Annotated in this window: 19 protein-coding genes; 15 read left to right on the forward strand and 4 right to left on the reverse strand. The window is 62.9% G+C overall.

The window, feature by feature from the left end; translation table 11 throughout:
* Positions 1 to 160 precede the first annotated feature (160 nt).
* From AC1DNK_RS13125 to AC1DNK_RS13165, 9 genes are all read left to right on the forward strand, one after another.
* Positions 161 to 1,963, forward strand: coding sequence for a helix-turn-helix domain-containing protein (locus AC1DNK_RS13125; RefSeq protein WP_477941493.1), 1,803 nt, complete (start codon positions 161 to 163; stop codon positions 1,961 to 1,963).
* Positions 1,964 to 2,128: 165 nt separating this feature from the next.
* Positions 2,129 to 3,121, forward strand: a complete 993-nt coding sequence (locus AC1DNK_RS13130; protein WP_477941494.1) for a flavin reductase — start codon at positions 2,129 to 2,131, stop codon at positions 3,119 to 3,121.
* A gap of 1 nt (position 3,122) precedes the next feature.
* A complete protein-coding gene (locus AC1DNK_RS13135; protein ID WP_477941495.1) occupies positions 3,123 to 4,637 on the forward strand; it encodes an aldehyde dehydrogenase in 1,515 nt (504 codons plus the stop codon).
* Positions 4,638 to 4,677: 40 nt separating this feature from the next.
* On the forward strand, positions 4,678 to 5,754 hold the full coding sequence (locus AC1DNK_RS13140; protein WP_477941496.1) for an LLM class flavin-dependent oxidoreductase: 1,077 nt from the start codon (positions 4,678 to 4,680) through the stop codon (positions 5,752 to 5,754).
* A gap of 2 nt (positions 5,755 to 5,756) precedes the next feature.
* Positions 5,757 to 6,566, forward strand: a complete 810-nt coding sequence (locus AC1DNK_RS13145; RefSeq protein WP_477941497.1) for an alpha/beta fold hydrolase — start codon at positions 5,757 to 5,759, stop codon at positions 6,564 to 6,566.
* Positions 6,559 to 6,948 carry a carboxymuconolactone decarboxylase family protein gene (locus AC1DNK_RS13150; protein WP_477941498.1) on the forward strand — a complete coding sequence of 130 codons (390 nt, stop codon included), beginning with the start codon at positions 6,559 to 6,561 and terminating at the stop codon, positions 6,946 to 6,948. The genes AC1DNK_RS13145 and AC1DNK_RS13150 overlap by 8 nt, the downstream gene beginning before the upstream one ends.
* A gap of 145 nt (positions 6,949 to 7,093) precedes the next feature.
* Positions 7,094 to 7,927, forward strand: a complete 834-nt coding sequence (locus tag AC1DNK_RS13155) for a transporter substrate-binding domain-containing protein (protein WP_477941499.1) — start codon at positions 7,094 to 7,096, stop codon at positions 7,925 to 7,927.
* A 61-nt stretch (positions 7,928 to 7,988) separates the two neighbouring features.
* Positions 7,989 to 8,963, forward strand: coding sequence for an amino acid ABC transporter permease (locus AC1DNK_RS13160; RefSeq protein ID WP_477941500.1), 975 nt, complete (start codon positions 7,989 to 7,991; stop codon positions 8,961 to 8,963).
* Positions 8,960 to 9,703 carry an amino acid ABC transporter ATP-binding protein gene (locus AC1DNK_RS13165; protein WP_477941503.1) on the forward strand — a complete coding sequence of 248 codons (744 nt, stop codon included), beginning with the start codon at positions 8,960 to 8,962 and terminating at the stop codon, positions 9,701 to 9,703. Before AC1DNK_RS13160 ends, AC1DNK_RS13165 begins: the two co-directional genes overlap by 4 nt.
* 9 nt (positions 9,704 to 9,712) lie before the next feature.
* Here AC1DNK_RS13165 and AC1DNK_RS13170 read toward each other — a convergent pair whose 3' ends face one another.
* From AC1DNK_RS13170 to AC1DNK_RS13180, 3 genes are read right to left on the reverse strand one after another with little or no spacing between them, the layout of a single operon-like run.
* Positions 9,713 to 10,801: a lactonase family protein gene (locus AC1DNK_RS13170; protein ID WP_477941504.1), complete on the reverse strand. Its 1,089-nt coding sequence runs from the start codon at positions 10,799 to 10,801 to the stop codon at positions 9,713 to 9,715.
* Between the two features lie 12 nt (positions 10,802 to 10,813).
* Entirely contained in the window at positions 10,814 to 12,082 is a 1,269-nt protein-coding gene (locus AC1DNK_RS13175; RefSeq protein ID WP_477941506.1) for a glycerate kinase type-2 family protein, read from the reverse strand.
* Between the two features lie 26 nt (positions 12,083 to 12,108).
* Positions 12,109 to 13,719: a GMC family oxidoreductase gene (locus tag AC1DNK_RS13180; RefSeq protein ID WP_477941509.1), complete on the reverse strand. Its 1,611-nt coding sequence runs from the start codon at positions 13,717 to 13,719 to the stop codon at positions 12,109 to 12,111.
* 221 nt (positions 13,720 to 13,940) lie between these two features.
* Here AC1DNK_RS13180 and AC1DNK_RS13185 point away from each other — a divergent pair, with 221 nt between their 5' ends.
* From AC1DNK_RS13185 to AC1DNK_RS13200, 4 genes are all read left to right on the forward strand, one after another.
* Positions 13,941 to 15,020, forward strand: a complete 1,080-nt coding sequence (locus tag AC1DNK_RS13185) for a sugar ABC transporter substrate-binding protein (RefSeq protein ID WP_112388744.1) — start codon at positions 13,941 to 13,943, stop codon at positions 15,018 to 15,020.
* Between the two features lie 108 nt (positions 15,021 to 15,128).
* Positions 15,129 to 16,169, forward strand: a complete 1,041-nt coding sequence (locus AC1DNK_RS13190) for an ABC transporter permease (RefSeq protein WP_003592569.1) — start codon at positions 15,129 to 15,131, stop codon at positions 16,167 to 16,169.
* A gap of 5 nt (positions 16,170 to 16,174) precedes the next feature.
* Entirely contained in the window at positions 16,175 to 17,677 is a 1,503-nt protein-coding gene (locus tag AC1DNK_RS13195; RefSeq protein WP_112514462.1) for a sugar ABC transporter ATP-binding protein, read from the forward strand.
* A gap of 10 nt (positions 17,678 to 17,687) precedes the next feature.
* Positions 17,688 to 18,656, forward strand: a complete 969-nt coding sequence (locus AC1DNK_RS13200) for an ABC transporter permease (RefSeq protein ID WP_112389041.1) — start codon at positions 17,688 to 17,690, stop codon at positions 18,654 to 18,656.
* A 77-nt stretch (positions 18,657 to 18,733) separates the two neighbouring features.
* Here AC1DNK_RS13200 and gloA read toward each other — a convergent pair whose 3' ends face one another.
* Positions 18,734 to 19,147, reverse strand: coding sequence for a lactoylglutathione lyase (gene gloA, locus AC1DNK_RS13205; protein ID WP_003592575.1), 414 nt, complete (start codon positions 19,145 to 19,147; stop codon positions 18,734 to 18,736).
* A 161-nt stretch (positions 19,148 to 19,308) separates the two neighbouring features.
* On the opposite strand from gloA, the gene AC1DNK_RS13210 reads away from it, so the two are divergent.
* Both AC1DNK_RS13210 and AC1DNK_RS13215 read left to right on the forward strand, forming a co-directional pair.
* Positions 19,309 to 20,760 carry an FAD-binding oxidoreductase gene (locus tag AC1DNK_RS13210; protein WP_477941511.1) on the forward strand — a complete coding sequence of 484 codons (1,452 nt, stop codon included), beginning with the start codon at positions 19,309 to 19,311 and terminating at the stop codon, positions 20,758 to 20,760.
* Positions 20,757 to 21,476 (forward strand): FadR/GntR family transcriptional regulator, encoded by a 720-nt coding sequence (locus AC1DNK_RS13215; RefSeq protein WP_477941513.1) that lies wholly within the window; start codon positions 20,757 to 20,759, stop codon positions 21,474 to 21,476. Before AC1DNK_RS13210 ends, AC1DNK_RS13215 begins: the two co-directional genes overlap by 4 nt.
* Positions 21,477 to 21,489 lie beyond the last annotated feature (13 nt).

The raw sequence follows: 21,489 nt of genomic DNA on the forward strand, positions 1-21,489 counted from the left end.
CCGATACGAAATGTTGAAACTGGCTAGAAGCCTAGCGGCTAAACGGCGAACGTCTTCCTTTGATCGGCGGAAGCGGATGGCTTCAGCTTCCATCGAAACGGAGTAGATTTCTATTGAGGCCGCGCGCATGATACGCGCCAGCCGGAGGGAGCGAGGCAGGTTGGATCAGAAGTCTCAGATATTGGCGCTCCGCGACGTCGCGAGCCAGATCAACAGCGGCGGCGACCTTCAGACCGTGCTGCAGCACCTGATCGCGGCCGCGTGCCGTCACGCCCATTGGTCGCTCGGTTCGATCATGGGCATCGATGCGGCGCATGGTTATGCCTATGTCATCGTCCGCTACGATCCGACGCTGATCGAGCGCCAGCTGCCGGACCGGTGGGAGCTGGCGACCAGCCCGTCGCTGATCGCCCTGCAGCGCAACGAGCCCGTCTATATCCGCGACGCGCGCGAGACGGCCGAGTTTCCGGGTTATCGCAAAGAGGCCTTCGAGCGCGACTACCGCACTGTCGTCGTCATGCCGATGAACTGCCGGGATGCCGAGGGCCGGCCGATGGTGCTGAGCGTCATCTCCCGGCAGATCACCGATGTCACGGAAGACGACCTCGCCTTTCTCGGCACCATCATTCACATGGGCGCCATCGCCGTCGAGCGCGAGCACCGGCTGGAGGCAGAGAAGCGCGCAGCGCAGCGGCTGGAGCGGGCGCTGCAGGCGCATACGTCGCTGCTCGAACATGTCTTGAGCGACGGCGCGGTTGCGCCGCTCTCGGCGATGGTCGGCATGATGCTGCCGAACCCGACTGTGGTGGTGGATTTCACTGCCAATCAGGTCATCGCGGGGCGGCCGCCAAACGCGCTTTACAACGAGGCATCCTGGCAGGAAGCCGCGTCCACCGTTTTTGCCCGGCCACTAATGAAGGCGGCGCGCGAGGCGATCGATCGTGGCGCGACCGATGCCGCGAGCCTGTTTCTCGATGATGGCACTCAGCGCTTCAAGATCTCGACCCGCATCGAGGCGCTGATGGTCGATAACCAGCTGGTGGGGGCCTTGATCATCTTCCCCACCTCACGCGAGTTCAGCGATCTCGATCTTCTGATGCTCGACAGCGCCAAGTTCGCGCTCAGCGTCCAGATGATGCGCAGCTTCATCCGCTTCCGGTTCGAGACGCGCACACAGACCGAACTGTTCTTCGAGATCGTCGAGGCCAGATGGCGCAATGCGGGGGATGTCGCCCAGCGCGCCCAAAGGCTGGGGCTCAATTTCGCGACGCCGCAGCAGATGATCGTCGTCGACTTCCCTGACAAGACGAAGGCGTTCGGCGGGGCTTCCGTCGATGTCGAGCACACCCTTGTCCGCATCATGCAGCAGGCATCGCTGCAGGCGAGCCTGATTGCGATCGACGGCGGCGTCGTGTGCCTGGTTCCGCATGATCCGAGCAAGCGGCAGGAGCGCACGGCCAAGCTGACACGGCGCATCGCCGAGGAGCTCGGCCGCTATTTCGACGAGCCACCGGTGGTCGTCGCGGGTAACCGCTGTGCCGCGCTTTCCGATTATCCCGCCGCCTGGGAACGCTGCAGCCGGATGATCCGCATCGGCCGCTCCTTCGGGCTGACAGGCGCCGTTTCCGCCCAGGATTTCGGGCCGCTGCCGATGCTGGTTGCGGCGTCCGAAGCGGGCGACGTGCGCAGCTTCGTGCAGGAAAGCGTCGGCGCCATTGCCGAGCACGACCGAGAGAACGGCACGCCGTATCTGGAGACGCTCTCCACCTATCTCCAAGAGGGCTGCCGCAGCCAGGCCTGCGCCGATACGATGGGCCTGCATGTGACGACGCTGCGCTATCGTCTGTCGCGTATCCAGGAGCTCTTCGGCGTCGATGTCGAGACACCTGAGAAGCGCTTTGCGGTCGAGCTGGCGATCCGCCTGCATGGCGTCATCGACAACCGCGCAACGGCCGGAAAGTAATCTCCCACAGCCTCGTTATCCTCGCTTGCAGTGCTTTCGCGCGGCCACTTTCCCTCTCCTATGGATCGCAGCAGAAGTTTTCCGGCCTTTCCTTTGAAGGCGCGGAAGAACCACCGGACGGGCAGCGATAGCCTCCTCTTTAACAAACGGAGGAGGCACGAAAGCATGGCGGAGATAGCGGCAAAGGCGGATGCGCCGATCGATCCGATCGCACTGCGCCGGGCCTTCGGAACCTTCGTGACGGGCGTCACCGTCATCACCACCCGCGATGAAGACGGCACGCCGCGCGGCATGACCGCGAATTCCTTCACCTCGGTTTCGCTGGATCCGCCGCTGCTTCTGGTCTGCATCGCCAAGTCCGCGTCCAGCTATCAGGCCTTTACAGGTGCCGGTTGCTTTGCGGTCAATATTCTCCATGAGGGCCAGGTCGATGTATCGGGCACCTTCGCCTCGAAGTCGCCGGACAAGTTCCAGTCCGTCACCCACGATCGCATCCATACCGGAGCGCCTGTCCTGACGGATAGCCTCACCTGGTTCGACTGCACGACTTTCAACTCGGTCGATGCCGGCGATCATACGGTTCTGATCGGTCAGGTCAGGGCTTTCGGCACCAGCCCGACCGCGCCGCTCGGCTTCTGCCGCGGCCGCTATGCCAGCGTCAAGGATCCGTTGCCCGCGGGCTGGCTCGCCTCGCATGGCATGATCATCGGCTACCTGATCGAAGCCGGTGATGGGTTGCTGCTGCGCTCGGACGGAAAAGGCAGCTGGGTGCTTCCCTCGGCGCGCCGCCGCAAGGCTGACAGCCAGCTGGTCGTCGAAGGTGGCGATGCGCTGCGGCTGATGCCCGATGAGACCTTCCTCTATTCGGTCTTTGACGTCGCCGACAGCGATCCCGGCTACCTCGTCTATCGTGCCCGGCTGGCGGGCGAGGGGGAGGGCGTCAATCTGCCCGCTGATCTCCGCTTCTTTGCGATCGACGATCTTCCCTACGAGACGATCGCCACCCACGAGCTGCGTTCGATGCTGCGCCGCTATGTGCGTGAGCGGCAGGCCGGCCGGTTCGGCATCTACATGGATTCCGACGATGGCGGCCGCGTCGCGATGATCGACGGCGAAGCCCGTGCCTGGATCCAAGCCTCCCAAGACCAAGGACAGTGACATGAAGACGACAGTCAGCTCAATCGAAGGCTCGCGCCAGGGCCTGTTCATCAACGGCGAATTCGTGGCGCCGAAGAACGGCAACTATATCGCAAGCTATGATCCGACGACCGGCGAGCGCTGGTACGATCTGGCGGAGGCCGATGCCGATGATGTCGCGGCTGCCGTTGCCGCCGCAAATGCCGCCTTCCGCAATCCTGCCTGGCGGCGCATGACACAGACCGATCGCGGCGCGCTGGTGCGCCGTCTTGCCGAGCTTGTCCGGGCCAATGCCGATACGCTTGCTGAAATCGAGACGCGCGACAATGGCAAGCTGCTCAAGGAAACGCGGGCGCAGATGCGCTCGATGCCGGATAGCTATCACTATTTCGCCGGCATGGCAGACAAGCTGCAGGGCGACACCATCCCGATCAACCGGGTCGACACGCTGAATCTCAATCTGCGCGAGCCGCTCGGCGTCGTCGGCATGATCACGCCCTGGAATTCGCCGCTGATGCTGCTCACCGGCACGCTGGCGCCGTGCCTGGCGATCGGCAACACCGTCGTCATCAAGCCTTCCGAACATGCAAGCGCCTCGACGCTGGCGCTTGCCGAGTTGATCCATGAAGCGGGCTTCCCCGCAGGGGTCGTCAATGTCGTGACCGGCACCGGCAGGAGCGCAGGCGAGGCGCTGACGCGCCATCCGGGTGTCTCCAAATATGTCTTCACCGGCAGCACCGCGACGGGCCGCCGCATTGCCGGCAATGCGGCGCAGAACCTCGTGCCCTGCTCGATGGAGCTTGGCGGCAAGTCTCCGCATGTCGTCTTCGGCGATGTCGAGATCGAACACGCGGTCAACGGCGTCGTCTCCGGCGTCTTTGCCGCGGCGGGCCAGACCTGCGTTGCCGGTTCCCGCTGTTTTGTCGAGGCCAGCATCTACGACAAGTTCATCGATGCACTGGTTGCCCGCACTGCTCGCATCCGCGTCGGCCTGCCAACGGTCGAGGACACGGATATCGGTCCGCTGGCGCTCGCCGACCAGCTCACCAAGGTCGAGGGCTACGTGGCATCCGGCGTCAAGGAAGGCGCGAGGATCGCAGCCGGTGGCCGCCGTCCCAAGAAGGAAGGGCTATCGAGCGGCGGCTGGTATTTCGAGCCGACCGTCATGGTCGATGCGCAAAACGACATGGGCTTCATGCGCGACGAGATCTTTGGCCCGGTGGTCGGCGTCATGCCGTTCCGCGACGAGGCGGAGATGATCGCGCTCGCCAATGACAGCCATTACGGCCTCGCTTCCGGCATCTGGACCAAGGATATCGACCGCGCTCTTCGCTTCGCCAATCAGATCGAAGCCGGAACCGTCTGGGTCAATACCTACCGTTCCGCCTCCTTCATGTCCGCCAATGGCGGCTTCAAGGAGAGCGGATATGGCCGCCGCGGCGGTTTCGAGGTGATGCACGAATTCTCGCGCCTGAAGAACGTCATCATCGATTACTCCGGGGCGATGCAGGACCCCTTCGTCATCCGTCTGAAGTGACGGCACAGAAGAAAATACAGCCCGAGAGGGAGGCTAGCAGATGAAATTCGCAGTATCGCTGACCATGGAGCGCTTCTCGCCCGATATCTCGATGTCGACGGCCAGGAACAACCTTCTTCATCTGGCCCGGATGGCCGACGAGGGTGGCTTCGAGGCCCTGTGGACGGCCGAACATCACACGATCGAATGCACGATCTCTCCGAATCCTTTCCAGACTCTCGTCTGGCTGGCACAGCATACGCAGCAGATCCGCCTGGGTACCTCGACGCTCGTCGCTCCCTACTGGAGCCCGATCCGTCTTGCCGGTGAATCCGCTCTCTGCGATCACCTGACGAACGGGCGCCTGGAATTCGGCATCGCCCGCGGCTCCTACCAGTACGAGTTCGACCGGATGGCAGGCGGCATGCCGCAGCAGGAAGGCGTCGCCTATATGAAGGAGATCGTTCCTGCGGTGAAGAAGCTGTGGGCCGGCGATTATGCCCATGACGGCCACTACTGGAAGTTTCCGACGGCGACGTCTGTGCCGAAGCCGCTGCAAAAGCCGCACCCGCCGATCTGGGTCGCGGCGCGCGATCCCGGCTCGTTTGACTGGGCGATCGCCAATGGCGCCAGCATCCTCTCGACACCGCTCTCTCAGCCTGCCGCCGAGATCCAGGTTCTGGCCGACAAGTTCAACAAGGCCGTTGCCGACCATCCGGAAGTCCCGCGCCCGCGCTTCATGATGCAGCGCCGCACCTGCGTTTACGACAAGGCGGACGGCTGGGAAACCGCTGTCCAGCACAGCATGGACTACGGCCGGGCCTTCGAAAACCTGATGCAGAATATCGGCAATGTGCGCGAAGGATTTCCGGAAGCGGTTCCCTATGAGGCGGTCAAGGGCAAGGACAACTACAATCCCGACAACATCCGCAAGAACCTGATGTTCGGCACGCCCGACGAGGCGATCGAGAAGCTGCTGGTCTATGAGGCAGCCGGTGTCGATCAGTATTGTCTCGGCCTGACCTTCAATCTGCCCTTCGAGCTGCAGAAGCGGACGATCGAGCTGTTCGTCAAGGAAATCATGCCCTTCTTCGCGGCCCGCGAAAAGGACAAGCAGCGCAAGGCGGCGGCGGGCTGATCATGGCAGAGGCACAGCGCCATACCGTCGGAGACGTGACGCTCAACTACCGGATCGACGGCAGCGGCGATCCGCTGGTCTGCATCCACGGCGTCGGCTCCTATCTCGAGGCATGGTCGGGCGTGGTCGAGCGTCTGAAGGACAGGTTCACGATCCTGACATTCGATTTGCGCGGACACGGCCAATCGAGCCGGGTCAAGGGGCGCTATGAGATCGACGATTTCGTCAATGAAGCGCTGGCGCTGGCCGACAAGGCAGGCTTCTCGACCTTCCATCTCGCTGGCTTCTCGCTCGGCGGATTGATTGCACAACGCCTGGCGCTGACCCATCTCGACCGCTTGCGCAAGCTGGTGCTGCTGTCGACCGTTGCCGGCCGCACGCCGGAGGAGCGGACGCGGGTTCTCGAACGGCTGTCGGCGCTGCGCGCCGGCACGCCTGCCGACCATCACAATGCATCGCTGTCCCGGTGGCTGACCGAAGCATTTCAGGACAACAATCCGGAGGTGATCGCGACGCTCAGACAGCGCGATGCCGAGAACGATCCGGAATGCTATGCGGCGGCCTACCGCGTGCTGGCGGAAACCGACTTTGGCGGCTTTCTCGATCAGATCCGCTGCCCGACGCTGATTGCAACCGGCGAGGACGATGCCGGGTCGAACCCGCGCATGGCCCGATACATGCACGAGCGCATTCCAGGCTCGAAGCTCGCGATCCTGCCGGGCCTCCGCCACTCGATCCTGATCGAGGCACCGCAGACGGTTGCCGAGCTGATGCGCGGGTTCCTGACAACCGGGGAGGCGAACCATGGATGAAGCGCTCAGAAAGAGCGGCGAGGCCATCCGGCGCAAGGTTCTCGGCGACGAATATGTCGATCGCGCCATCAACGGCGCCGACAGTTTCTCGGCCCAGTTCCAGGATGTGCTCAACGAATATTGCTGGGGCACCGCCTGGACCGATGATGGTCTCGACCTCAAGCAGCGCAGCCTTTTGAACCTCGGCATGCTGGCGGCGCTGAACCGCATGCATGAATTCGGCATCCATTTCCGCGGCGCCATCCGCAATGGGCTGACCGATGACGAGCTCAGGGCGGCACTCACGCAGATCGCGGTCTATTGCGGCATTCCGGCCGGCGTTGAAGCCTTCCGGGTCGCCCGCTCGATCCGCGACGAGATGCGCCAGAAAGGAGAGCTCTGACTTCCATCGATTCAGGGAAGCGACCGGCCTGCGGCTGCTTCAGATCGCCGGAAGACGAAAAGGTCTCTTCGACTTCAAGATCGCATGACGGTACGGGAATGAGCCCGGGCCAAAAACCAAGAATGACAATAAAGGGAACCATCGCATGAACAGACTGACAAAGATGACCGCCGCTGCCGCGTCGCTCGCCGTCGCGCTGGCTGCCGTGCCGGCGAATGCCGGTGCCGTGCTCGACCGCGTGCTGGCCGCCAAGGACCTGAAGGTCGCGACCGACGCCAACTGGGCGCCGCAGTCCTTCATGAACGAGAAGAACGAACTCGATGGCTTCGACATCGACGTTGCCAAGGACATCGGCAAGCGTCTTGGCGTGAAGGTCGAATTCGTCACTCCGGGCTGGGACATCATCACCGCCGGCAACTGGGCGGGCCGCTGGGACATGCATGTCGGCTCCATGACGCCGACCAAGAAGCGCGCCGAAATCTTCGATTTCCCGGCCGTCTATTATTACACCCCTGCCGCCGTTGCCGTTCACAAGGACAGCAACGCGACCAAGCTTTCCGATCTCGACGGCAAGGTCGTCGGCACCACGGCGACCTCGACTTTTGAGGCCTATGCCAAGGGCGACCTGACGCTCGACGCTGCCGGCGCGCCTCCCTTCAAATACGAGTTCAAGCCGAAGGACGTGAAGTCCTACGCCAACTCGACCACGGCTTTCGACGACCTGCGTCTCGGTGATGGCACGCGTCTCGATGCCGTCGTCTCCTCGCTGCCGAGCATTCTCGACGCGGTCAAGGCCGGCTATCCGATCAAGCAGATCGGCGACCCGGTATTCTACGAGCCGCTCGCCATTGCCATCGAACATGGCGACAAGGAGTTCAACGACAAGATCGCCGAGGCCGTCAAGGGCATGCAGGCCGACGGTACGCTGAGCAAGCTTTCGGTAAAGTGGTACGGCGTGGATTATACGGTCGTAAAGTAACCGCCGCCAGAACCAGACGGTCCGGACCTCCGGACCGTCGATTTGCCGCAAGGGACAAGAGATGCTTTATCCCGATACCGTCGAGTCCGAAGTACTCGTCCATAAGCCGTGGTTCGTGGCGACACTGTTTGCCGCCGTGCTGGCGTTCTTTCTGATGTTCAACATGAGCGGCACCGCGATGGGCGAATTGATGCGCCCTGTCATCGGCGATCCCGCATCCAGCGGCCTCTACGGCCGTTTTGCGATTGCCTTCGTCATCGCCGTCATGTTCGTGCTCAATGTCGTGCTGATCGGTTTTGCGCCGCTGAGGGTGCAGATCGCCATCGTCTGGCTGGAACTGCTCGCTCTGTTCCTGGCCTTCTTCGCGACCTTTCATCTCAGCCTGCCGTTCATTGCCGAGAAACTGCCCTTCATGATCACGCAGGGTCTGGTAACGACGATCTATGTGTCGGCCATCTCGATCATCATCGCTTCGGCCATCGCCATTCTGGGTGCCGTCGCCAAGCTGTCGACCAATGGCTTTGCCTATGCGATCGCCAGCTTCTACACCTCGTTCTTCCGCGGCCTGCCGCTGTTGATGCAGGTCTATCTGATCTATCTCGGCCTGCCGCAGCTCGGCTTCGTCATCGACGCGGTTCCGGCCGGTATCCTGGCGCTGTCGCTCTGCTACGGCGCCTATATGACGGAAATCTTCCGGTCGGGCATCCAGAGCATCGACCGCGGTCAATGGGAAGCCTCGCGCTCGATCGGCTTCGGCTTCGGTGTCACGATGCGCAAGATTATCTTGCCGCAGGCCTTGCCTGTCATCATTCCGCCGACCGGCAACCAGTTCATCTCGATGCTGAAGGACAGTTCGTTGGTCTCGGTCATCGGTGTCTGGGAACTGATGTTCCTTGCCCGCACGTTGGGGCAGAAGACCTTCCAGCACATGGAGATGCTGATCTCCGCCGCCATGCTCTACTGGATCATGTCGATCTGCCTGGAGCTCATCCAATCCCGCATCGAGCGTCACTACGCCAGGAGCAAAGTCCGATGAACGGCGACAAGATCATCGAAGCGAATAACGTGTCCAAGTGGTACGGCGCCTTCCAGGTGCTGAAGGATATCAACCTCACCGTCACCAAGGGCGAGCGCATCGTCGTCTGCGGTCCTTCGGGATCGGGAAAATCGACGCTGATCCGCTGCTTCAATCGGCTCGAAGCGCATCAGGAAGGGGATATCACGGTCAACGGCATCACCCTGCACAACAAGATGCGCAACGTCGGCGACGTCCGCAAGAATGTCGGCATGGTGTTCCAGCACTTCAATCTCTTCCCGCATATGACGGTGCTGATGAACTGCATGGTCGGGCCGATGTGGATCAAGGGCGTGCCGGCGGCGGAAGCGAAGAAGACGGCGCTGCGTTTTCTCGAGCGCGTGCGCATTCCGGAACAAGCCAACAAATATCCGATCCAGCTTTCCGGCGGCCAGCAGCAGCGCGTCGCCATTGCCCGCTCGCTCTGCATGGAGCCCGCCGTGATGCTCTTCGATGAGCCGACTTCGGCGCTCGATCCGGAGATGGTCTCGGAAGTCCTGGAAACGATGACCGGTCTTGCCAAGGACGGCATGACGATGGTCTGCGTCACCCACGAAATGGGCTTTGCCCGGGCCGTTGCAGACCGTGTGATTTTCATGAATTCGGGCCAGATCGTCGAGGAGGGAAAGCCTCACGACTTCTTCACCAATCCGCAGCATGAGCGGACCAAGCTGTTCCTCAGCCAGATCCTCAAGCACTGAGCGCTGGCATCAGGCCTTGGCGAAGCGAAGGCACATCGGCGTGCCGATGCGGATCGTCTTGCCGCTGTCGCGGAGCGTTCCGGTCTCCCGGTCACGGGTGAAAATGGTCACGACGTCGCTGTCCTGATTGGCGCAAAGAAGGTGACCGCCCTGCGGGGCGATTGCCAGGTTGCGCGGCGTGCGGCCGCCGCAGGGAGTTTGACCCTTCGGCGAAAGCCTGCCGGTCTCTGCGTCGACCTCGAAGACCGCGACGCTGTCGTGGCCACGATTGGCGCCGTAGAGAAACCGGCCGTCCGGCGAGATCTGCAGGTCCGACGCATAGTTGGTGCCCGTGGTCTGCGGCGGCAGCGTCGAGTGGATCTCGATCTCATGCAGCATCCGGCGGGAGGCATCGAAGCGATAGCTCGCCACCGTGGAATCAAGCTCGTTGATGACGAAGACGAAGCGGCCGGACGGATGGAGCGCAACGTGGCGCGGTCCTGCACCAGGCCTTGCCGCGGTCTCGCTCACCTTCTCGAACCGGTCCCCTTCGAGAGCGTAGATCGTCAGCCGATCCGTGCCGAGATCGGCAACCAAGATCAGGTTCGGGGCGATCTCGGTGAGGCTGTGCGGATGGCTACGTTCCTGGCGGGCGGGGTTCGGGCCGGTTCCGGATTGCGCCACACTGATCTTGCCCGGCGCCAGCGAGCCGTCGGCCCGGCGCTCAAAGGCGACAAGCGCCTGATCCGGACCACCTTCTCCCATCGCATAGTTGACGGCAAAGAGGTGCCTGCCGTCATGCGAGATTGCGTTATGTGCCGTCGTAGCGCCGAGCGACGGCTGCATGTTCAGATGGCGGAGGCGCCCGGCCTGCCTGTCGAACGCAAGCGCGGTGACGAGGCCCTCGTACCAGCCTTCGATCTCCGAATTCGCATAGACGAGACTGCCGTCTGCTGATGGCGAGAGGAAGGTTGGATTGACGATCTGCGGCGCCGTTGCCAGCCGCTCGGCAGTCAGCGTCTCGTCGTCGAAGAGATGAACCGAAAGCCCATCGCCATTGGCACCTTCGAAATAGGAGGTCGGCTGGTTGAGCGTGCCGATGAAGAGCAGGTGTTGCATGATCGGTTCCGGCTAGAGGATCAGGATCGCCCTGAAATCGTTGACATTCGTGCCGGTCGGGCCCGTTTCGAAGACGTCGCCGGTCGCCTTGAAGCCGGTATAGCTGTCATTGGCATCGAGAACGCGGCGCGGATCGAGACCGGCTGCGCGCAGCCGCTTCACCGTCGCACCATCTGCAAAGGCTCCGGCATTGTTTTCCGAGCCGTCGATGCCATCCGTGTCGGCTGCGATCAGATGGATGTCGTGCCCGTCGAGGGCAAGGGCTGCTGCCAGCGCGAACTCGCCGTTACGCCCCCCTTTGCCGCCCTTGGCGCGCAGCGTCACTGTCGTTTCACCGCCGGAAAGGATGACGACGGGTTTGGCGAACGGCCGGTTGCGGCCGAGCACTTCCCTGGCGATGGCCGCGTGGACCTGCGCCACATCGCGGGATTCACCCTCGATCGCATCCGAGAGGATCGCCGCCTCGATGCCTCCTGCCCGCGCCAATGCGGCAGCGGCCTCCAGCGAAACGCCGGCCGAGGCGACGATATGGTGGCTGTTGCGGACAAAGGCCGGATCATCCGGGAGCGGCGCGTCGGCTGCCGCCGAATTGAGATGATCGATCGCCGCCTGCGGCAGTTTGAGGCCGTACTGGGTAATGATCTCCAGCGCCTCCTGACGGGTCGAGTGATCGGGCACCGTCGGGCCGGATGCGACATGGGCAGGATTGTCGCCGGGAATGTCGGAGACGATGAGGCTGACGACGCGGGCCCTGGTCGCTGCCGCCAGCCGTCCGCCCTTGATGGTCGACAGATGCTTGCGCACGACATTCATCGCCGAGATCGGCGCGCCCGAGGCAAGAAGCATCTCGTTGAGCGCAATCTCGTCTTCGAGCGTCAGTCCCTGCGGTGGAGAGGGCAACAGCGCCGAGCCGCCGCCGCAGACAAGAGCGATCACGAGATCGTCGGCGGAGAGATCCTTCACCGTCTCGATCAGCCGCTTCGATGCGGCGAGACCCGCAGCATCCGGCACGGGATGCGAGGCCTCGATGATCTCGACATGTTCGGTCTCGCAGCCATAGCCGTAGCGGGTGACGACGACGCCTTCGAGCGGTCCATCCCAAAGGCTTTCCAATGCCCGCGCCATCTGCGCCGCCCCTTTGCCGGCGCCGATGACGACGGTCTTGCCCTTCGGCTTTTCCGGCAGGTGCGCCGCAATCCCCGTCAGGGGATCGGCGGCCTTGACGGCGGCGTGGAAGAGCGAGGCCAGGAATTCGCGGGGAGACGGGATGGAATGGGTCATGGAATGATCTGCGCTGGAAAGGATCGTCATGCGTAATCGTGCTGTGGCCGCCGTTGCAAGACTCCCTTGAGAATATCGGCTGCCTTTTCGGCGATCATCACTGTGGCCGCGTTGGTGTTCGAAGAAATCAGCCGCGGCATCACCGAGCTGTCGCAGACCCTGAGGCGATCGATGCCGCGCACCTTGAGGTCCGGATCGACGACGGCGTCTTCGCCGCCACCCATGCGGCAGGTGCCGACGGGATGATAGGCGGAACGGCCGTATTGACGGGCGAACTGGCGGTATTCCTCCTGCGTGCGGATATTACCGTCGGGCAGATGCAGCCGTTTGACGAAGGGCCGGAAGGCCGGTTGCGAAAGGATTTCCTGGCAGATCTTGATGCCATCGACGGCGCGTTCCAGATCGTAAGGCTCTGCAAAGGCGTTGGGGTCGATCTCAGGTGGAACGGCCGGGTCCTTGGAGCGCAGCGTTACCGTCCCACGCGAGCGCGGCCGGACGTGATAGGAATTGAGCGTGCAGCCATTGCCGCCGGGTACGCCGCCGATGCCTTCCTCGACACCGGCGCCGGGCAGGAAGTGGAATTGCAGATCCGGCGTCGCCTCGGTGCGGTCGCCCCACCAGAAGCCACCGCCTTCGACGATGTTGGATGCGACCGGCCCCTTGCCGAACAGCGCATATTCGATGCCTGCCGCCACCTGCCAATGCCGCTTCTTGTAGCGGTCGATGCCGTGTGATCCGGTGAGCTCGGCGAGAACATCGACATCCATATGGTCCTGCAGGTTCTTGCCCACTTGCGGCAGGTCCCTGACGACGTCGATATCGAGCGCCCGCAATTCGTCTGCAGGGCCGAGGCCGGAGAGCATCAGCATCTTCGGGGAGCCGATGGCGCCTGATGTCAGGATGACCTCGCGCTCGGCACGCAGCAGCACCGGGCGGCCGTTCTCGATGATCTCGATGCCGACGGCGCAGCCGTTCTCAATGACGATGCGGTTGACGGCCGTATCGGTGCGGACCGTCAGGTTCTTGCGGTGCGCTGCGGGTTTCAGGTAGCCGACGGCCGTGCTGCTGCGGCGCCCATTGCGGGTCGTCGTCTGGTAGAAGCCGGCTCCGGCCTGCGATCCACCATTGAAGTCGGGATTGAAGGGGAGACCCGCTTCCTGCGCGGCGCGGACGAAAACCCGCGTGAGGGCATGCGGCGTCTGCGAGCTGACGCCGAGCGGTCCCTCGGTGCCGTGATGGGCGCCGCCGAACGTGTCGTTGCCTTCGGACTTGCGGAAATAGGGCCGGACATCGTCGTAGCCCCAACCCGTGCAACCCTCGAGGTCGCGCCAGCCGTCGTAATCCTCGGGGCAGCCGCGGGTGAAGACCTGGGCATTGATCGAGCTGCCGCCGCCGAGCACGCGCGCCTGCGGATAGACCATCTTGCGTCCGGCGATCTCGCGCCCTGCGACCGTTTCATAGCCCCATATGAGCGGACCGGCCGTCATCTTGAAGAAGCCGACGGGCAGATGGATATACATATTGCTGTCGCGCGGGCCGGCCTCCAGCAGGGTCACGGATACGTCCGGATCCTCACTCAGGCGCGCAGCAAGCACGCATCCCGCCGAGCCGCCCCCGACGATGATGTAATCGGGCATTCTTTCCTCCGTAAAATCCAGATGAAACCGGTCGCTCCTCGTTGTCCCGGCATCAATTCGCGATCACAATCTCAAGTCTCTTGCCCCTCGTCAAGAGAAAGGGTACGGTTATCGTCTTGAAGGGTTGTCGTACAAATGTTATGACGACGTCGCTTCAGATGGAGGTGCCGGGGAAATAAGGACGGCATCGCTATCTTCGTCATTCAACGGGAGGTTTTCGAATGAACGATAAGATGAATTCGCGTTTCGGCAGCATGAACCGCAGATCGTTTCTGGCGACGGTCGCAGCGGGTGCGACGGTCGCCGCCCTGCCACGGCAGCTCTTCGCCGCTGACAAGCCGACGCTTGTCACGTCCATCCGCTCTCTTTCCAACCCCTATCATGCCGTCTGGAAGACGGGTGCCGAGGCCTTCGCCTCCGCGATCGGCCTCGACCACGTCACGCTGGTTTCCGAAGGCAACAGCGAAAAGGGTATTGCCGACATCAAGGCGATGCTCGCCAAGACCGGCGGCAACATGGTGCTGAACTCCGACCCGAACGATACGCCGGATGCGCGCCCGATCGTCGAAGCCTGCGCCAAGGCGGGTGCCTATGTCGTGACGCAGTGGAACAAGCCGGCGGACCTTCATCCGAAGGATTTCAATCCGAACTACGTCTCGCATATCGAATTCGACGGCATCTCCAGCGGCAAGCAGATTGCCGAAATCCTCTTCAAGACGATCGGCGGCTCCGGCGGCATCATCGCGCTTGGCGGACAGATTTCCAACACGGCGGCGATCGAGCGCAAGAAGGGTCTGGAAGACGCGCTGGCTGCCAACACCAACATCAAGCTCCTGGATTTCCAGGTCGCCAACTGGAAGTCGTCGGAAGCCTATGACCTGACGAGCAACCTGCTCACGCGCTTCGGCGATGACGTGAAGGGCATCTGGGCCGCCAACGACGACATGGGCACCGGCGCTCTCGAAGCGCTGCGCGCCGAAAACCTCGCTGGCAAGGTTCCCGTAGTCGGCGTTGACGGCATCAAGGCTGCGGTTGACGCGGTGCGCAAGGGCGAATTTGCCTGCACGGTCACCTCGGATCCGTTCTGGCAGGGCGGCATGGGCCTCGCCATCGGCCTCGCAGCACTCCAGAAAAAGTTCGACCCGGCCAAGGAGCCGGCTGACCATCGCGAGTTCTACGGCAAGGCCGTGCTGATCGCGAAGGACAATGTCGAGGAATATTACAAGACCAACATCGACTCGCATCCGACGCTGGACTGGAACGACCTTTGGGGTCGTGTGACAGGCGCCATCCGCACCTAGCGGGTACCGTCTCTCCCGCAGCATCGGCTCCTCCCGAGGCTGCCTCGTCGCTGGCGGGCGCTACGGCGCCTGCCAGCTCCTCCGCATGACGCAGTGAGGTGCCGTCTGTTGACCATCAATGCCGAAAACATCAAGACTATGACAAAAAGCGAACAGGCAGGTGCCATGCCGACTGTTGGAAGCCGCCTGTTCAGCGGGCCGAACCTCAAGCGCTTGCGCGCCTACGCTCCGGCGCTGGTGCTGATCGCGCTCTGCATTCTGATTACCATCGCCAATCCCAATTTCATCGAGCCTCGCAACCTGGTGCGCGTTGCCAATTCCGCCGCGGTTCCGCTGACGCTCGCCATGGGCCTGACCTTCATCATCCTGCTCGGCAGTATCGACCTCTCGGTCGAGGGCTCGCTTTCGGTTGCGGCCATGGTGACCGTGCTGCTCGCCACCAATGATGCCAATGCCAATGCCTACGGCTGGCTTGCCGTCATCGCGGCCATCGCCGCCAGCACCGTCATGGGCCTGACGACCGGCATCATCCAGACCTATCTCCGAATCCCGTCCTTCATGGCGACGCTCGGTGTCTGGTTCATCGGGCTCGGCATCTCCGTCTATATGCTCGGTGGTTCCGCCGTGCGCCTGATGGATCCGTCGATCCGCGATCTGGCGCTTGCCCGCTTTCTCGGATTGCCTTTCGCCGTCTGGGTGGCGCTCGCCGCATTCCTGATTGCCTGCACCGTTCAATACTATACCCGTCTCGGCCGCCATATCATGGCGATCGGCGGGGGCGAGGATGTCGCCGAACTGTCGGGCATCAATCTCCGCCGCGTCCGCATCATGGCGTTCGGGCTGGCGGGCTTCTTCTTCGGCATTGCCGGTGTTCTTGCCGCGGCCCAGCTCGGCCGCTCCGATGCCGTCATCGCCGATGGCCGATTGTTTGCGGCGGTGACTGCCGTGGTGGTCGGCGGTACGGCGCTGACCGGCGGTGAAGGCGGCGTCATCAATACGCTGGTTGGCGTCCTGATCGTCACCGTTCTCAGCAACGGCATGATCCTGCTCGGCGTCTCGCCCTATGTGCAGCAGACCGTTCAGGGCCTGATGATCATCGCTGCCGTCGCGCTGTCGCTCGACCGCCTGCGCCTCCAGATCGTGAAGTGACCGCCATGTTTTCAGCCAACGATATCAGCAAATCCTTCGCCGGCGTTCATGCATTGAAGAACGTCTCGCTCGAAATCCGGCCGAACGAGGTCGTCGGCCTCATCGGCGAAAACGGTGCCGGCAAATCGACATTGATGCGCATCCTTGCTGGCACCCATCAGCCTGACAGCGGCACGCTGATGCTCGACGGCCAGCCGCTGAAGCTGCGTAATGCGCGCGACGGCGCCGCCAACGGCATCGGCATGGTGTTCCAGGAGCAGTCGCTGCTGCTCAACATCTCCGTTGCCGAGAACATCTATCTCGGCCAGGAAAGCCAGTTCGTCCGCTTCGGCATCGTCGACTGGAAAGCGATGCGGGCAGCGGCAAAGCGCCAGCTCGACAAGATCGGCGTCGATATCGACGTGACCGCGCGCACCTCTGAACTGACATTTGCGGCGCGCCAGATGGTCGAACTCGCCAAGGCCCTGACGCTGGAAGAGACCGTCTCGCGCCCGCTGGTCATCCTGCTCGACGAGCCGACCTCGGTTCTGAGCGGCAGCGATATCGACGTGCTGTTCAAGCGCGTGCGCTCGCTGAAATCGCGTGCAAGCTTCGTCTTCGTCTCGCACCGGCTGGACGAGGTGCTGCGCATTTCCGACCGTGTCTACACGATGAAGGACGGGCAGGTGGTGGCCGAGCATCGGGCTGCCGATGTCACCGGACCCGAACTGCACGAGATCATGGTCGGGCGCGGCCTGCAGTCGACCTACTACAAGGAAGACAAGCAGCTGCCGCCGAAGAGCGAGATCGTCGTCGATGCCAGCAGACTGGCGATCGATGGCGCGTTTCACGATGTCGACCTGCAGATCCATGCCGGCGAGATCGTCGGTATTGCCGGCGTTGTCGGCTCCGGCCGCGAGGAAGTGACTCGCACGATCGGCGGCTTCATGACCCATACCGGCGGAACCTTGAAGATCAACGGCGAGGCGGTGCAGTTCCGCACGCCGGAACAGGCGGTTCGCAAGAGCATCGGCTATATCCCGCGCGAGCGCCGCGTCGAGGGGCTGGTGATGTTCCTGTCGATCGCCGAAAACATCACGCTCGCCGACCTCTCCTCGGTGATGCGCAACGGCGCAATCGATTATCGCCGCGAGCGGCGGCTCGCCGCCGACTGGATCAAGCGGCTGCGCATCAAGGCGCCGGGGCCTGATATCGCCTGCCGGAAACTCTCCGGCGGCAACCAGCAGAAGGTGGTTCTGGCGCGCTGGATGACGGCGGGTTCGCGGATCCTGATCCTCGATCACCCGACGCGCGGCCTCGATGTTGGCGCCAAGGAGGAAGTCTATGAACTGGTGCGCGACCTGTCCTCGCAGGGTGTCGCGATCCTTTTGATCTCCGACACGCTGGAGGAAACGATTGGCCTGTCGCATCGGGTGCTGGTGATGCGCGATGGCGCCGTCACCGCGCATTTCGATGCGGCGCCCGGAAACAAGCCGGATCAGGTCGATCTTGTCCGGGCGATGGTGTGAGGAGGCGATGATGGAACGTTTCAAGGATATGAAATCCCTTCTCGCCGCAGGCTGGATGCAGGGCGCCATTCCGCCCGCACTTCTCGTCGTGCTGGTCCTCGTCATCGAGGTCGCGGCCCCCGGATTCCTGACCGGCGATACGCTGATCCTGTTGCTGTCGAACACGGCAGTGCTCTTCATTCTCGCTGCCGGTGTGACCTTCGTCATCCTGATCGGCGGCATCGACCTGTCGATCCAGTCGGTGGCGTCACTGTCGAGTGTCATCCTGGCACAGCTTCTGCCACAGATCGGCATGCTCGCCTTTCCGGTGGCAATCTTGTCGGGCCTCGTCTTCGGCGCGCTGAGCGGCTACGTCCATGTCCGCCTAAAGGTGCCGTCCTTCGTGGCGACGCTGGCGACCGGCGGTGTCGTCGCCGGTATCGCATTGTGGGCAGCGGCCGGGCGGGCGATCACCATCGAGGAAGCCGGCCGTCTGAACACTGCCTGGATCAACGACAACTTTGCGGGCCTGCCGACGGTCATCTGGATTGCCGCGATCATCGGCATCCTGGCATTCTTCGGTCTCAGATATACGCGCTTCGGCCGCCACAGCCTGGCGATCGGTGCCGGTGAACCTGCGGCGATCGCTGCCGGTATCAATGTCGAGCGGACCAAGATCGTCGCCTTCGCAATCTCCGGCATGCTGGCGGCGATTGCCGGCGTGATCCTGGCTGCGCGTCTGTCGAGCGGCTCGCCCAATCTGGCCAATCAGCTGCTGCTGCCGGCAATCGCTGCCGTCATCGTCGGCGGCACGGCGATCACCGGCGGTCTCGGTGGCGTTGCCCGCACGGCCGTCGGCGCGCTGATCATCTCGATCGTGCGCATCGGCATGACCTTCATCGGCATCAACATCTTTGCCGAAAACGTCGTCTTCGGCTCGGTGCTGATCCTCGCCGTCGCCATTACCATCGACCGCAGCAAGATTGCGATCATCAAATGATGGGCCGTGCGGAGACGCTACCGGCAAACAAAAAAGGCCGCGCTCTGCAGCGCGGCCTCCGGAAAACGAAGCGGGACTTACATCGTGTCGAGGCCGATCAGCTCGATCTTGTAACCGTCGGGATCCTCGATGAAGGCGATATGCGTGGTGCCGTGCAGCATCGGGCCCGGCGGGCGCGGGATCTTGGCGCCCTGCTTCTCAAGCGCGGCGCAGACGGCATAGATGTCGTTGACGCCGAGTGCCAGATGGCCGAAGCCGGTGCCGAGTTCGTAGGGTTCTTCGCGGCCCCAGTTGTAGGTCAGCTCGATGACGGTATCGGTCTCCTCGGGACCATAGCCGACGAAGGCATTGGTGAACTTTCCGCCCGGATAGTCATCCTTGCGAAGAAGCTTCATGCCGAGCAGTTCCGTGTAGAACTTGATCGACCTATCGAGGTCGAACACACGGATCATGACGTGCATATTTCGAAATTGGCCGGACGCTGCGGTCATAGTACGGATCCTCCTGCAAGTTATCGTTTTTACACTGGTTTTTAGCGAAAGGCGAGCATTGGAAAAGATCGCCGCACTTGATGTTCGAAACCAGTGTTGTATGATAACCATGTAAGTGACCCAGTTGTCCAGATGTTTTCCCGCTTAACCGGAGCAACCGAATGAATGCCCTTCCGCCCCTCCAGGAAAGAGCGCTCGCCGCCCTCTCTGCCGCTATGCCGGCAGACCTGCTCCTGACGGAAGGCGAGGCGCTGGAGCGCTACAGCCGCGATTGGTCCGGAGAGCATTACGGCCGGCCGCTGGCCGTGGCGCGGCCGCGTTCGGCCGCTGGGCTCAGCCGCCTGATGGCGTTTTGCCATGAAGAGAAGATCCATGTCGTTCCGCAGGGTGGGCTGACCGGGCTCGTTGGCGCGGCAGTGCCAAGCTATCCAGGCGGCGAGGTCGTCGTTTCACTGGAGCGGATGAACAAGGTCCGCTCCGTCAATCCGATCGATTTCGCCATGGTCGTCGAGGCCGGCTGCATTCTCGAAGATGCCAAGCGCCACGCCGAAGCGGCCGACTGTATTCTGCCGATCACCTTCGGGGCGCAGGGCACCTGCCGGATCGGCGGCAACGTTTCGACCAATGCCGGCGGTTTCAACGTGCTGCGCTACGGCATGACCCGCGACCTGGTGCTCGGCCTCGAGGTCGTGCTTGCCGACGGCCGGATATGGAACGGCCTGCGCACGCTGCGCAAGGACAACCGCGGCTATGACCTGAAACAGCTTTTCATCGGCAGCGAAGGCACGCTCGGCATCGTCACCGCCGTGGCGCTCAAGGTGTTTCCGAAGCCGGAACAGGTGGAAACCGCGCTGGTCGGGCTGGCCTCCGTGGATGATGCCATGCAGCTTTACGCGCGGGCGCGCCGCCAGTGCAGCGACCTGCTGACGGCATTCGAGCTTATCCTGCGCGGCGGCATCGAGATTGCCATCAACGCTCGGGACGATCTTCCCGATCCCTTGAGCGAGGCCTATCCCGTCTATGTGCTGATCGAGGCTTCGGCAGCCGGACGTGTCGATCTTCGCGCCCTGCTCGAAGGGTTTCTCGGCGATGCCTCCGATCTGGTACTCGATGGCGTCATCGCCAGCAGCAAGGCGCAGGGAGACCGGCTCTGGCTGCTGCGCGAGATGATGGTCGAGGCGCAGGGCCGCGGCGGACGATATCTGAGGACCGATGTCTCGGTCTCGATCTCAAGCCTGGCCGCCTTCGTCGGCGACACGCTGGAGGCGCTGTCGCAGACGCATCCCGAGGCAATCGCAGTCACCTACGGTCATGTCGGCGACGGCAATATCCACCTGAATATCGTTCCGCCTGTCGGCATGCCTGATGATCAGTTCGATGGGCTGTTTCATGCCACGGAAGAGGTGATCTTCGATGTCGTCGACAAGCATGGCGGCTCGATCAGCGCCGAGCACGGTATCGGCCGCGTCAAGCAGGATGCCTTCCTGAAACGTGCCGACCCCTTGACGCTGGAGCTCTCGCGCCGGATCAAGGATGCATTCGACCCGCGGCATCTCTTGAGCGAGGGGCGGATATTGGCAAGTGCAGATGGCATGGCAGGGGGTAGGGAATGACGCTGAAACTCGACAAGGTCAATCGGGGCCCGCATCTGTCGACGCTGGTCGCAAGTTCGATCTCGCGCGAAATCGCCCAGGGGCGTTTGAGGCCGGGTGATCAGTTGCCGACCGAACAGCAGCTGGCGCAGACATTCGGTGTCAGCCGCAACGTCGTGCGCGAGGCGATCGCGCGGCTGCGGTCCGAGGGCCGGATCTGGTCGCAGCAGGGCCGCGGGGCCTTCGTCGCCGACCAGCCGAATGCCACGACGCTGACCATCGATTACGAAGCCCTGCAGCAGGCTGCGGCCTTCCAGTCGCTGTTCGAACTGCGCGGCATTCTCGAAGTCGAGGCGGCGGCCCTTGCCGCCAAGCGCCGGACCAGCGACGACCTGACGGCGATGAAGGATGCGCTGGTGACGATGCGTGATGCGCCCTACGGCAGCGTCATGTGGCTGAAGACAGATCTCGAATTCCACAAGACCGTCGCTGCCGCGACGGGCAATCTCTACATGGTCCAGTTCCTGATGTTCGTTTCCGAGCGGGTGCGCGAAAGCATTCTGGCCTCCGGCAACCAGCAGCGCTCCGAAGATCTGGCGGCCGTGACGCTCGGTGAGCATCAACGCATTCTCGATGCCATCGAAGCGGGCGACGGCGACGAAGCCCGTGATGCCATGCGGGCGCACCTCCATGGTGCCGCAAACCGCGTCGGGCTGGCCGGAGAACAACCCGAATAATCTGTTGAGGACA

This window comes from Rhizobium sp. 01N424 (genome assembly GCF_056399485.1).